This window comes from Acinetobacter sp. HY1485 (genome assembly GCF_027568475.1).
Lineage (GTDB): Bacteria > Pseudomonadota > Gammaproteobacteria > Pseudomonadales > Moraxellaceae > Acinetobacter.
Window position 1 is genome coordinate 1 of record NZ_JANKZG010000018.1, and the last position, 13,920, is coordinate 13,920.

Annotated in this window: 9 protein-coding genes; 6 read left to right on the top strand and 3 right to left on the bottom strand. The window is 34.3% G+C overall.

Going from position 1 to position 13,920, the window contains the following annotated elements; genetic code table 11:
- The first annotated feature begins 855 nt into the window (after positions 1–855).
- Positions 856–1,056: an ogr/Delta-like zinc finger family protein gene (locus PCI70_RS11865; protein ID WP_269915551.1), complete on the top strand. Its 201-nt coding sequence runs from the start codon at positions 856–858 to the stop codon at positions 1,054–1,056.
- A 176-nt stretch (positions 1,057–1,232) separates the two neighbouring features.
- On the opposite strand, the gene repM (PCI70_RS11870) is transcribed toward PCI70_RS11865, so the two are convergent.
- Complete coding sequence (gene repM / locus PCI70_RS11870) at positions 1,233–2,147, bottom strand: replication initiation protein RepM (RefSeq protein ID WP_269915552.1); 915 nt, start codon at positions 2,145–2,147, stop codon at positions 1,233–1,235.
- Between the two features lie 863 nt (positions 2,148–3,010).
- Here repM (PCI70_RS11870) and PCI70_RS11875 point away from each other — a divergent pair.
- Positions 3,011–3,154, top strand: coding sequence for a hypothetical protein (locus PCI70_RS11875; RefSeq protein WP_269915553.1), 144 nt, complete (start codon positions 3,011–3,013; stop codon positions 3,152–3,154).
- A gap of 358 nt (positions 3,155–3,512) precedes the next feature.
- Positions 3,513–4,403, top strand: a complete 891-nt coding sequence (gene repM, locus PCI70_RS11880) for a replication initiation protein RepM (RefSeq protein ID WP_269915554.1) — start codon at positions 3,513–3,515, stop codon at positions 4,401–4,403.
- Here the strand turns inward: repM (PCI70_RS11880) and fic are convergent.
- Positions 4,391–5,503 (bottom strand): protein adenylyltransferase Fic, encoded by a 1,113-nt coding sequence (fic, locus tag PCI70_RS11885; protein WP_269915555.1) that lies wholly within the window; start codon positions 5,501–5,503, stop codon positions 4,391–4,393. The genes repM (PCI70_RS11880) and fic overlap by 13 nt on opposite strands.
- A gap of 296 nt (positions 5,504–5,799) precedes the next feature.
- Between fic and PCI70_RS11890 the strand changes: the two genes are divergently transcribed.
- Genes PCI70_RS11890 through PCI70_RS11900 form a run of 3 tightly spaced genes read left to right on the top strand, consistent with a single transcriptional unit; the run spans position 5,800 to position 12,537 of the window.
- Positions 5,800–8,067, top strand: a complete 2,268-nt coding sequence (locus PCI70_RS11890) for a type I restriction-modification system subunit M (protein ID WP_269915556.1) — start codon at positions 5,800–5,802, stop codon at positions 8,065–8,067.
- Positions 8,067–9,365 (top strand): restriction endonuclease subunit S, encoded by a 1,299-nt coding sequence (locus PCI70_RS11895; protein WP_269915557.1) that lies wholly within the window; start codon positions 8,067–8,069, stop codon positions 9,363–9,365. The genes PCI70_RS11890 and PCI70_RS11895 overlap by 1 nt, the downstream gene beginning before the upstream one ends.
- A gap of 4 nt (positions 9,366–9,369) precedes the next feature.
- Entirely contained in the window at positions 9,370–12,537 is a 3,168-nt protein-coding gene (locus PCI70_RS11900) for a type I restriction endonuclease subunit R (RefSeq protein WP_269915558.1), read from the top strand.
- Positions 12,538–12,777: 240 nt separating this feature from the next.
- Here PCI70_RS11900 and repM (PCI70_RS11905) read toward each other — a convergent pair whose 3' ends face one another.
- The gene (gene repM / locus PCI70_RS11905; RefSeq protein WP_269915559.1) at positions 12,778–13,692 is read right to left on the bottom strand and encodes a replication initiation protein RepM; all 915 of its coding nucleotides are present in this window, start codon (positions 13,690–13,692) and stop codon (positions 12,778–12,780) included.
- Positions 13,693–13,920 lie beyond the last annotated feature (228 nt).

The following is a 13,920-nucleotide window of genomic DNA, read 5'->3' on the forward strand; positions in this document are numbered from 1 at the left end:
TAAGAGCTAATGTCCGTTTATATAAGAGCTAATGTCCGTTTATATAAGAGCTAATGTCCGTTTATAGGTCTGGAAAGGCTTGCTATATAAGGCTTTGAGGTCTCCTAAAAGCATTAAAAGCTTATTAAAAGCATTAAAAGCCCGCTTCGCTATTTTTTTCTTTTAAAAATTTAAGTAAAAAACGTCGTTTTAAACAGGCATTAATTTAAGAAAATGTCATTGGTGAAGTGCTACCAAAATGCTTTTTGATTACTCAACTTCTTAGGCTTTATAAGATTTTTAAAATTTAAGTTATGTTTTTTCTATGAAAAATATAAATCACAATTAATCATCTGCTAAAACTTAATTAAAAGAATATTCATAAAATGAAAAACTATTACGAATTATAATAATATTAGTTACTTTATAATTTAATTTTATCAATATATTAATGTTTATATAGCATACAAAAAATATGTATTTATTATAAATAGCCTAAATAAAATTTAAAAATGTTAAATATACCCAAAAAAATTATTTTTTATAAAAATTACCAAAGAACACGTCTCTTTAAAAGAAGTTTCTGGCTTAACGTGTGTCATCTAAATATAACTAAAATGATAGAAAAAAGCATACCAAACAAATGGTTTATATTTTACGATTATTACTATTTTTCTTAGGCTTTATGAAGATATGAATTTTATTATTTTTAGATAAAAATTAGAGAATTTTTTATCTGTACAACCACACAACATTTAGAAATAGACAAATATTTTATTTAATTATATATAAGTAACACTTTAAAAATAATCGCATATTTTAATCTTGATTAAAATAATCGGATTTATTAAAAATATTATATTAGGAGAATATATTATGATGAAATGTCCACTTTGTAATCATGCCTCGCATACTCGTACAAGCCGTTATTTAACGAGTGGAATTAAAGAGGTTTACTACCAGTGTCAGAACCTTACGTGTTCAAGTACATTTAAAACAATTGAGAGTGTCGAAAAAATCTTATCTCAACCTTTAAATAACTCTACAATTTCAAGTGGTATGCCTTGTCCAGTTTAATCGGATTATGCTTTTTGCCTTTTGATGTGCTAAAAGCATTTGATCAAAAAAAATTAGCATACAGATGAACGGCGAATATAAGCTTATTAAATGAGTCAAGTTAATAGGGGATATAACCCCTGCATAGCAATACTCTTGACAGTTTTGAAAAACTTATTTAAATGAAAAAGCCTAAGTTACTCGCTCTTGCAACCTATCTCATTTAAAAACGGAAGCCACTTTTTTACATATTCCATATCTTCTAATTTTACTCGTATATCTCGTGCATATTCTTCTAATGATGCCCCAATATCTGCCTGATAATGATTTTGAAAACTTGGTAGTTCACTTAATTTATGAGAAAACATATCTAATTGTTTAAGCGTAAGTTTTTTTGGCTTGTCAGTTTGTACCAATTTAGCTTGTGGTTTTTGCTTAAACTTAAATGAAAAGCCTGTAATTGTCCGCCCTGTCTTATGTTGTTCGTAGGTTGCTACAATGTCTGTGTTTTGATTAATTTGTTTGATAGATGGATCTAAGATGTATTTTTTGAAATCGTACATACGCTGATATTCATCATCTAAAATGCCCATATGCTTTCTGAAATCTTCAATATTAAGTATTGGAGTTTTACCTGTACTTCTCCAACAGATCAGAAGCTCATAGAAACGAACGGCATAACCTGTATTCAATTTACTGATTTGTTCAATTTCATAACTAGTGAAGTGTTTTTCTAGTCGTGTAATGAGTGGAACAATAGTAGGAGAAAATATAAGTTTCACAATTGCTTCCTTTTCAACGTAAATTATCTCACTTACCCATCTGGTTCGGTGGTTCTGTATGTTGCCCTTTTCGCTTAGGCTTTGATAACTAAATTGTCTAGCAAATAGATCAAGACAAGCATCTTTTAGTGCTTGATATGCCGTATTGCGATGTACACCAAACTGATTAACGTAGCTTTCTGCATGAATGACTAATGGGTCATTAGCATTGATCCCTCTGCCTGACTCTCTTGCTTCAATGATTGATAACAGAATTAATCTTTGTTCGACCAAATCAAGGTTATAACTCGCATTTATTAATGCGTTATCTTTTACGATTAATTTGTTCATATTTCATCATAATTTTATTATATAAAACGAGTTTATTAATTTATCTCGTCTTATGCAAGGTAGGTCTCGTCTTATAGGAAAATTATTGCAAGGTAAGTCTCGTCTTATTGCAAGGTAAGTCTCGTCTTATAATTACTGTATGTACTGTATAGCAATGCTTTCAGGTCTCTTAAAAGCATTTAAAAGCTTTTTATTTATTAAAAACCCATTTTTTTAAAAAACTTCTTTAAAACTTCGTTTTTGTTTTAACTATAAAATGACTGTTTGTACCCATACTGTTACTAACAATTTTTTAAAAACTAAAAAGCTGAACTAGCATGGAAATAACTCAAAATAATTTTTAGTCACCTAAACTAAGTAAAAAATCAGTTTTGAACTAGTTTTTGTGTTTAATGGTTAGGATTAATATTTTATATGCTGTTTAAACGCAAAAAATAGGGGGTAGATGCCATAGTTTCTTTAAATTTGATTACAGGTACATATTGTTATTTTAACAAGCAATACAGGTAATTTAGGATGATTTAAACTTTTATGCAATTCAAGTAAGAATTTAGTTTTTGATTTTTGCTTATACCAATGTGATTGTGATCATAAATAGAACAAGCTTTGGAGTGCTACACTTAACGCTAAAAGACATAAAAAAAATTAAAGGAAAAAATATTAAATTCTGTATATCGAAAGAATCGATTTAAGCTAAAAAAACTAAATTAATTAGATGTTTATATGTTGAGTGTTACAGTTTATAGAGCAACTGCTATAAAAATTAATACTTAAAATCCTTAATATTGGTTAATTTTAAAACATCTTTTTTGAGCTTTTTGTTTATATCTACAAAAATAATTTTTCCTAATTACGAACATAGTGTGGCAATCGAAGATTATCAAGAAACCAATAAACCCTTTGAATGTGAGAACTGTGATTCACGGCTTGTATTAGAAATTGATGAGGGAACTTATTATGGAGCAACAGACAGTACACTCAGAATTTTTGATCCTGATTACAAATAATATTACTTAATCAAATTGATTTTTTACACAAGATAAAAGATCAATCAATAGAACCTAAAATTTTGATATTTCCCCTTTATTTTTTTCAATAAAAAAGAATAGATTTTTAATCGTTTTTAAAAAAGAAATGGGTTTTTAATAAATAAAAAGCTTTTAAATGCTTTTAGAATGTCCTGAAAGCATTGATAGGTGGAGAATACAGAGATCATAAAGATAGTTTTTTACACCTATTAAGATAGTTTTTTACACCCAAAAATATTTTATAAAGATAGTTTTTTACACTATTTAGATAGTTAAATATATTGATAGTTATGAATACTCATGGTAAAAAGCTATTTAAATAATATTTTTGAAGAAAATGAATAGTAAGCTTGTAGTGAAAGACAATGCCTTGATTGAGGCGAGTTTTAATTTATCTTTAATTGAGCAAAGGTTAATGCTGATGGGGATTGTTGAAGCACGACAGTTGCCAAACCTCACACTAAATACACCTATCAAAATATCTGTAAAAAGCTACATAGAGCAATTTGGTGCAGACAAAGCAAATGGTTACACCCAATTACAAACTGCTGTAAACACCTTGTTTGATCGGCAATTTAGTTATTTTGATGAAAGCAGTAATGAAAAATTTAAGGAGCGATGGATATACAAAGCAAGTTACATGGATAGTAAAGGGCATGTAATTTTGTTTTTTACGCCGACTGTAATCAGTATGATAAGTCGACTATATGCGAATTTTACGCAATATTTATTAGATGAAGTTTCTGATTTTAAAAGTAAATACTCAATACGCTTATATGAGTTAGTGATCAAGTGGCTCTCTAATGGAAAAACACAAAAATATGAGCTATCAGATTTAAGAGCCAAACTTGGTTTATCTGATACTGAATACAAAACAATGAGCCTTTTTAAAGCCAATGTCATAGATAGAGCGGTTAATGAGATTAATAAAAAAACAGATATTACAGTGAGCTATGAACAATTTAAGCAAGGTAGAACAATCACGCATATTTTGTTTAAGATGAAACAAAAGCCACAAAGTAAATCACAGACGTTGTCTTTAACAGATAAACAAATTGATCTGTTTGCTAAAAAATTGGCACAGTCTGCCCAGTTCCAAACCGTGTATGTTGCCCCTGTTGGCGCATCGGTAGAAGAATACGCTCAACAAATTAAGAAGAAGTTAAAACAGCCAAAGAATGTGCAACAGTGGCTACCTTACTTACAAGAAGTTGGCTATACCTCGTAACTCATAAAGCCATGATTTTCGTCTTGTAAAAGGGCTAATAACTTTGGATGAGTAAATAACTTTTCCTTACCTGCAGTTACTTCTTCTAGTACACCAATATCGACTAGGGTTTTAAGGTAAGTCGATGCCGATTGTCGCTTAACAATGCCTTTATCGACTAAGGTGCTAATTCTGCTATAAGGTTGTTCAAATAAAGCGTCTACAAGCTCACGAGAGTAGATTTTAGGAGCATGTGCCTTAACATACGCCACGGTATGTTCGTGTAGCTGTTTAATGGCATTAATCTTGGCTAATGTCCATCGGCTTGTGATCGTAACTGCCTGTAATATAAATAAGATCCACTCTTCCCATGCTTGCTGTTTGGTCACTTTAAGCAGTAGTTCGTAATACTTGGCTTTGTTTTGAATAATAAAGCGACTGAGATATAAAATAGGTAAACTCAATAAGTTTTCACCCATTAGATACAGTACATTTAAAACACGTCCTGTACGTCCGTTTCCATCTATAAATGGGTGTATTGCTTCAAACTGATAATGTAATACGGCAAGTTTAACCAACGGATCTAAATCGTCATCATAATGAATGAATTGTTCCCAATTACTCAGCAAGGTTCGAATATTATCTTCACCCACTGGCGGGGTATAAATTACCTCGCCTGTATAACTGTTTTTGAGTGCTGTTCCTGTCGTTGCACGAATGCCTAAATCAACGGCTTTAAGTGTTTGGCAGATCTCAATTGCTGTGCCTGTGCATAACGGACGTTCTTGAATAGACTGTACGCCTTTATATAACGCCGTACGGTATCTAAGAGCTTCTTTAGTAGCATTGTCTGCCGTACTTTCATGCCCTTGAGCATGTTGAAATAGTTTATCTGTCGTCGTGACAATGTTTTCGATTTCCGAACTGTCCTTGGCTTCTAGTAGCGGAATAATATTAATAAGAATAGTTTGATTAGGGATCAGCTCGCCTGCTTGTTTTAATTCTGCAAGGGCTCTATTGGCTGTAATACATGCTTTTAAAACTACCTTGCTTTCTAGCTCTTGTTTTGGGGGGAGTAAGGGTAAGTCGTTATACGGTTGGTCAGCTTTCCAGTGTGTCATATCTATGCCTAATATCCGTATGTCGATTTGAATACGTTTTATCGACATAAATGGTGGAATGTGTCGATACTATAAACATGTTATTCTTGATATGTCGATAAAATCTAAAAATATCGACATGACATTTTTATTTGTCAATTTGAAGTCTTAATTTAATGATGACTTGTATAGATATATAATTCTTTTCAATTAATTTACATCTTTTGTATCCATCAAAAATGTATTGTTTGAGTGAGGTTTATTTATACACCTCAAGTCAATATTGTGCTGTATTTAGATTTAGGAAACACGCCCACATGGTTAACAATAATTTTGCTGAAGTTGCTTCACTTATTTGGTCTGTTGCAGATCTTCTTCGTGGTGATTTCAAACAGTCGCAATATGGACGTATTATTTTACCGTTTACGTTGTTACGCCGTTTAGAGTGTGTTTTGGCTGAAACAAAACCTGCTGTATTAGAAGAGTATTTATCATTACAAGAAAAAAACGCACCTGAAATTATACAAAATAGAAGACTATTAACAAAAAGTGGGGCATCGTTTTATAACACTTCTCAGCTTAGTCTAGCGACCATGGGGCAAGCTGATATTCAAGAAAATTTAAAAAGTTATATCAAAGGATTTTCTAAAAATGCTTATGAAATTTTTGAGCTTTTTAATTTTGAAAAATCGATTGAATTATTAAATGACGCAAATTTGCTTTTTAAGGTGGTTGGAAATTTTGCAAGCATTGATTTAAGCCCAACTAAAATACTTAACCATGAAATGGGTCTTGTATTTGAGGAGTTAATCCGTAAATTTGCTGAAAGCTCCAATGAGACTGCAGGGGAACATTTTACACCTCGTGATATTGTGAATTTAACAACTGGATTAGTATTTAAACCTGAAGATATTTCTAACCAAGATGGGGCAATTCGTACAATCTACGACCCAACTGCAGGGACAGGTGGCTTCTTATCGTCAGGTATGGAATATTTGTCTGAGCGTAAATCTAAAATACTTCTTCGACCGCATGGGCAAGAGCTAAACCCTGAGTCTTATGCGATTTGTAAGGCAGATATGCTGATTAAAGGGCAAGATGTCGATTTAATTAAACTCGGTAACACCTTATCAAATGATCAGCTTGAAAATGAAAAATTTGATTACATGCTCTCTAACCCGCCATTTGGGGTAGATTGGAAAAAAATAGAACAAAATATTAAAGATGAGCACGCTGAAAAAGGGTTTGAAGGGCGTTTTGGTGCAGGCTTACCGCGTGTTTCTGATGGTTCATTACTGTTTTTAATGCACCTCATTAGCAAGTTGCCTGATGAAGGTGGACGTATTGGTATTATTTTAAATGGATCGCCGTTATTTACAGGCAGTGCAGGCAGTGGCGAAAGCGAAATACGTCGTCATATTTTAGAAAATGACTTGCTAGAAGCCATTGTTGCGCTCCCTAATGACATGTTTTATAACACAGGCATTGCCACCTACGTTTGGATACTCAGTAATAAAAAAGATGATGCCCGTAAAGGTAAAGTACAGCTCATTAATGGCTCTAATTTAAGCTCAAAAATGCGTAAATCTTTGGGTTCTAAACGTAATTACCTAACAAAAGCCGAAATTGAAACCATCATTCAAAATTATAGCGATTTTGAAGCTGTAGATATTTTGGCAGACGATGGCGAGGACAATACACAGAAGCCATTTTCAAGCAAAATTTTTAACACCTACGAATTTGGTTATCGCCGTGTAACGATTGAACGCCCATTACGTTTATCGGCTTGTATAAGCAATGAAGCGATTAAGAAGCTACGTTTTAGTAGCAGTAAGCCGTTAAATGACATTATGCAAGCGGTGTATGCGCAATTTGGTACACATTGGACAGATGACAACAGAGAAGCCTATGGCGATTTAACAGCTGTAGAAACTGATGTCCGTTTACTGATTAAAGCTGAGTTTGATGGAACAAAAGAAAAAGATATTAAAGACATACTCAACGCAGATACTTGGATAACACAGCTCGTATTGATGGATCAGGCAAAACTGCTACAAGGCGTTATTGGTACAACACAGCATGATGATTTTAATACCTTTGATCCTATCTTTAAAAAAGCGATCAAACAAGTAACGCCAAACCTCAATACCAAAGATAAAAAACAAATTTTAGATGTAATTACTTGGATTAACCCTGAAGCAGAGCCTGTCATTAGTAAAGTGCTAAAAGATAAGCCTGCTAACCCTTTGTACGGTGTATTTAACTACAAAGGGCAAGTAGTAGAGTTTAGCCAAGATGGTAACTTGCGTGATGCAGAGAACATTGCTTTAAATCCAAGTATTGATACTGCGCAAATGGTAGAGGATTACTTTAAACAAGAGGTACAACCCCATGTTGCTGATGCGTGGATTAATGCGACCAAGTGCGATGCCATAGATAGCGGTATAGGTATTGTAGGTTATGAAATTCCCTTTAACCGCCATTTTTATGTATACCAACCGCCACGAGATTTAGCCGAAATTGATGCCGATTTAGATAAGGTAACGCAAGAAATTATGCAGTTACTGCAAGAGGTGCATGTGTAATGCCAAAGTATCAAGCGTATGCGGAGTATAAAGATTCTGGTGTTGAATGGTTAGGTGATATTCCAAGTCATTGGGAATTAAAGTCTACAAAAAATATTTTTAAAATTATTAATGGAGCTACACCCAAGTCAGGAGTAGAAAACTTTTGGGATGGCAAAATTATTTGGATAACTCCTTCAGATCTAAGTAAGCTTACATCTGATAAAATATCTAATTCTTCTCGATATATTACAAAACACGGATTTAACTCTTGTGGGACAAGTTTAGTTCCTGAAAATACGATTATTCTTTCATGTAGGGCACCTATCGGCTTGTTAGCAATAGCTACAGAAGAAGTTTGTACAAACCAAGGGTGTAAGTCTTTAGTTTCACATCAAAAAGTAGACAATAAGTTTATTTACTATTATTTGACGATCTCCAAAGTAATTTTAAATGTCTTAGGGAGAGGAACAACCTTTTTAGAGCTGTCTTCTGACGAACTTGGGAACTACAAATTACCATATCCCAATAAATTAGCTGAACAAACCCAAATAGCCAATTTTCTCGACTACGAAACAGCAAAAATTGATACGCTCATTGCCAAACAAAAAAAACTGATTGAACTACTTAAAGAAAAACGCCAAGCGGTTATTAGCCACGCCGTAACTAAAGGTTTAGACCCTAATGTAAAAATGAAGCCTTCGGGTGTTGAGTGGTTGGGTGATGTGCCTGAGCATTGGAAAATATTGAAGCTCAAAAATATAGCTAACAATATTTTATGTAAAAGTAATAGTTTAGATAAAATTTATGTTGGTTTAGAGAATATATCAAGTAGAAGTGGTAAGTTTCTTGAAACAGAAGGAATTGAGCCTGAAGGTTTATCCAACTCATTTAAGATCGGAGATGTTCTTTTTGGAAAATTAAGACCTTATTTAGCTAAATCATGGAGAGCTGATTTTTCAGGTATATGTTCTGCAGAGTTTCTTATATTAAGAAGTAGAGTTCTTTATCCGAAATTTTTACAATATTTTACTTTAACAGAAAATTTTATTAGGCAAGTTGATTCATCAACATATGGCTCAAAAATGCCTAGGGCTAATTGGGACTTTATTAGTTTATTAGCTGTACCTGTACCTACATATCGCCTCTCAAAAGATATAGCCAATTATCTCGATAACCAAACCAAAAAAATTGATAGCTTAATTTCAAAAGCTGAAACAGCCATCAAACTGATTCAAGAACGCCGTACAGCCCTCATCTCATCAGCAGTTACAGGTAAAATTGACGTACGTGATTGGCAAAAACCACAAGAGGCATAAACGCATGGATATAACAAGAGAATCGCCGTTCCAAAACGACATCATTGCGCAAATGCAGGCGGAAGGTTGGCAACTAGGTACGGGTGCAGGATATGACCGTAAAACGGCTCTTTATACTGCAGATACACTCAGTTATATCCAACACACTCAGCCAAAGGAATGGCAGAAATTTTGTAATAACAATCCAACCAATAGCGAAGCTAAATTTATTGAAAAATTGGTGAACCATCTGCAAAAAGCGGATACTTCACGCAAGTACGGCACATTAGGCGTGTTACGTCATGGTTTTAAAGACAAAGATACCCGTTTTAAACTTTGTCAGTTCAAACCTGAAAACGATTTAAACCCTGATACTTTAGCCAACTATCAAGCCAATATTTTTCGCCTTGTACCTGAGTTGGTATATAGCCCATTTGCCAATGGTGATGGTAAAGCATGGCGGATTGATATTGTATTATTTGTAAATGGCTTGCCTGTGGTGACCATGGAGCTCAAATCTGAGTTTAAACAAGCCATACAAAAAGCAATTAAGCAATACAAAGAAACGCGCCTACCTAAAAATGAGCCTCTTTTAACCTTTAAACGTGGTGCATTAGTCCATTTTGCAGTAAGTCAATACGATGTGTTTATGACGACCCATCTGCAGGGTGATAAAACCTATTTTTTACCATTTAATCAAGGTAAAAAAAATGGCAAACAGGGCAATGATATACCTAAAGATAAAACACGTTATGCCACAGATTATTTATGGAAATGTGTTTTATCGCCTGATAGCTTACTCAATATTATTGCCCGCTTTATGCACCTAAGCATTGAAGAAAAAGAAGATGCAAAAGGGCATAAGATTCAGAAAGAAAAATTAATTTTTCCGCGCTTCCACCAATGGGATGTGGTAACACGCTTACTTAACGATGCAAAAACCAATGGTACAGGGCAAAAGTATCTGATTCAGCACAGTGCAGGTTCTGGTAAGTCAAACTCAATTGCTTGGACAGCACATCAACTCTCTAACCTATACAACACCCAAAACGAGCGGTTATTCAATTCTGTCATTGTGGTGACCGACCGAAATATTTTAGATGCACAGCTACAAGATACGATCTATCAGTTTGAACATGCCGATGGTGTGGTAGGACGAATTAATAACAAAGAGGGACGAGGCTCCAAGTCTGAAAAACTTGCCAAAGCATTGGAAAACTCACAGCCAATTATTATTGTGACCATCCAAACCTTCCCATTTGTACTTAAAGCCATTGAAGATAGTGCGGTTTTAAAAGAGCGTAAATACGCCGTCATTGCCGATGAAGCCCATTCATCGCAAACAGGTTCTACGGCTCGTCAGCTCAAAGAAGTGTTGATGAAGCAAGAAGATGACCCTGATGTGATGCAATCGGCAGATGAGGTTATCACAGAGCTGTTAGCGTCACGCCGTAAAAATCCTAATGTGAGTTATTACGCCTTTACTGCAACACCAAAAGCCAAAACATTAGAGCTATTTGGGCGTTTACCTAATCCTACTTTGCCACCTTCACAAACCAATATACCGCAAGCATTTCACGTTTATTCCATGCTTCAGGCAATTGAAGAAGGCTTTATTTTAGATGTGCTTGATAACTATGTGAATCATAAAATTGCCTATCGGCTTGCACAAAAAATTAAAGACAAAGATCAGCAAGTCAATGCCAAAAAAGCCAAATTAAAAGTTGGACAGTGGGTACGCTCACATAGTCATAACATCAATGCGAAAGTTGAAACGATTGTCGAGCATTTTAAAGACCATGTAATGCACCTGTTAGATGGGCAAGCGAAAGCTATGGTGGTTACAAGCTCACGCCAAGAAGCCGTGCTATATAAACAAGCGTTAGATGCGTATGTTGCGTCTCAAAACTATACCAACATTAAAGCGATGGTGGCGTTCTCTGGTGAGGTTGAACTTAATGATCAAAAGTTTAATGAAACCAACATCAACCCTGAGTTAAAAGGGCGTGAAATGCGTAAGGCATTTGATAGCAACGATTATCAAATTATGATTGTTGCTAATAAGTTTCAAACAGGGTTTGATCAGCCTAAGCTATGTGCCATGTATGTAGATAAAAAATTGGGTGGCGTTGAGTGTGTCCAAACGCTATCACGTTTAAATCGAACGTATCCTAAAAAAGCAGAAGCAGGCACCTTCGTTGTCGACTTTTTCAATGATCCTCAAGATATATTAGACGCATTTCAGCCGTACTATCAAACTGCTACTTTGAAGGATGTAAGTGACCCTGAAAATGTGACAACGCTATTTCAAAAGATCATGCATGAGAACATATTTTCAAGCAGTACAATGGATGAGTTTGTAACGGCTCTTCTTAACAAGCAATCGAACGCCGTGTTAATTAATATTGCGCGTGTGGCTGTAGATACTTGGAATACACGTTATGAAACTGCGGTGAATCAATGCCAGAAAAGCAAGCAACGAATTGAACGTACAAAGAAATCACAAGACCTTGCGCTACTGCCTGAATATGAAAAAGCACTAGAAGAAGCTCAAAAAGAGCAAAGTCAGCTTGAAATATTTAAAAAGGACTTAGGTACGTTTACTCGTCTGTACGAGTTTATGTCGCAAATTGTAGATTTTGATGATGTCGAGTTTGAAAAGCTGAGTATCTTTGCGCGTTATCTACGCCATTTACTTCAAGAACAAATCACAACTGAAGATGAAATTGATCTAAGTAACATCGAAATGAGCCATTATCGCTTATCTAAGGCTGTTGCTCATGATTTAGAGCTAAAAGTAGACAAAGATAGCCCCTTGGATGTTGGAAGCGGTATGGGGACTGGTAGAGGCAAAGTTTCAAAAGAAGAGTCTTTTTCAAAAATATTGCAATTCATAAATAACTTATGTGATTCAAACAAGCTAAATGAAAAAGATCTTCTTAGTCTTGCAGATGCTACTACGCAAGAATTAGAAAATAACTCACGAGTAATGCTTCAAATATCGCAAAACACAAAAGATAAAGTGATGCTTGGAGAGTTTCCTCATGTTTCAGAAAACTCTCTAATCAATAGTAATCAAAAGTTTGAAGAACTGGTTATTCAGATTCTATCCGATCCAAATAAAAAGAGTGCATTTGATTCACTTCTTTATGATCATATGCGTGAAAAACACGGATTTTTTTCAAGACAATAGGAACTCTTTTTTTTAATAAAAAGGGGCATTTATAGATGTAAGTGATACATTTGCCCCTAGCGACTTGCAACAAAAAAACGTTTTTTGTTGCATCTTTTTGTATATCGAGAAAATCGATCAAATGTAAATTATTGAAATTTAAATATTTTATGGAATTGCAACAAAATCATGAGTTGCAACAGAAAAATAAAACGCAACACTACCAATAAATCAAAACAACGCACAACAATCGTACTAAATTTACAATATATTAAATCCCACGCGCTCTAAATCTTTACGGTGTTTTTTAATAAACGCACTGTCTGATAGCTTTTGAATTAATCTTTTTTCTAAGTCTGCATATTCTTCGCCAACTTCCGCATATTGACTTGCAAAGGTCGCATCGTGGGCTAGTTTATGGGCAAAAAATGAAATCTGCTTTTCTGTTAATACGTCTGCCTGTGTTTCAATATTTTTGGCTTTAAGTTTTTGCTTAAACTCAAACGAAAAGGCTGTAATAATTCGCCCTCTTTTATGCTGTTCATACGTTACGTTGATGTCTGTATATTCATTAATTTGCTGAATAGACGGCTCTAATACACGCTTTTTAAAATCACTCATCGCACGGTATTCATTTTCTAACAATCCAAGCCGATTCCTAAATTCACCAATTTCAATTTGTGGTACTTTTCCAACTTCACGCCATGCAATCAACAGCTCATATAATCGAGTTGCATACTTACTCGTTAAATGTGCAACCTGTTTTAATTGATAACTGGTGAAGTGTTCTTCTAAGCGTGTGATAAGAGGCACAACATCAGGAGCAAAGGTAATTTCAAGCAAAGCCAAATCATCAACATAAAAAATTCGGCTTACCCAACGTGAACGAACTATCCCTGTTTTACCCGTTCTTTTATATTCTGCTATATAACTAAACTGCCGATTAAATAAATTATTTACCGCTTCTTTAAGTGCTTTGTAGGAAGCATCAATAGACACATTAAACAAATTGGTGTAGTCGCTTGCATGTATCTCTAATTTACTATCCGCTGTAATCCCATGCCCTGACTCTCTTGCATTAATAATGGCAAGCATAATCAAACGCTGTTCAGTTAGCTCTAAATTATAACTGGCATTGATTAAAGCATTATCTTTTACGACTAAACCATTTTTCATAAAACAGTCCTTATTTTTATATTAAGAGACACAATATTACAACATCCTTTTAAGGTCAATAAATTTAACGTCTCTTAATTAAGAGCTAATGTCCGTTTATATAAGAGCTAATGTCCGTTTATATAAGAGCTAATGTCCGTTTATATAAGAGCTAATGTCCGTTTATAGGTCTGGAAAGGCTTGCTATATAAGGCTTTGAGGTCTCCTAAAAGCATTAAAAGCTTATTA

Bases quoted from the DNA above. Each gene is read 5' to 3' on its own strand.
- PCI70_RS11890 (WP_269915556.1), top strand. From the start codon at position 5,800: ATGGTTAACAATAATTTTGCTGAAGTTGCTTCACTTATTTGGTCTGTT.
- PCI70_RS11900 (WP_269915558.1), top strand. From the start codon at position 9,370: ATGGATATAACAAGAGAATCGCCGTTCCAAAACGACATCATTGCGCAA.
- PCI70_RS11865 (WP_269915551.1), top strand. From the start codon at position 856: ATGATGAAATGTCCACTTTGTAATCATGCCTCGCATACTCGTACAAGC.
- PCI70_RS11895 (WP_269915557.1), top strand. From the start codon at position 8,067: ATGCCAAAGTATCAAGCGTATGCGGAGTATAAAGATTCTGGTGTTGAA.
- repM (WP_269915559.1), bottom strand. From the start codon at position 13,692: ATGAAAAATGGTTTAGTCGTAAAAGATAATGCTTTAATCAATGCCAGT.
- fic (WP_269915555.1), bottom strand. From the start codon at position 5,503: ATGACACACTGGAAAGCTGACCAACCGTATAACGACTTACCCTTACTC.
- repM (WP_269915552.1), bottom strand. From the start codon at position 2,147: ATGAACAAATTAATCGTAAAAGATAACGCATTAATAAATGCGAGTTAT.
- repM (WP_269915554.1), top strand. From the start codon at position 3,513: ATGAATAGTAAGCTTGTAGTGAAAGACAATGCCTTGATTGAGGCGAGT.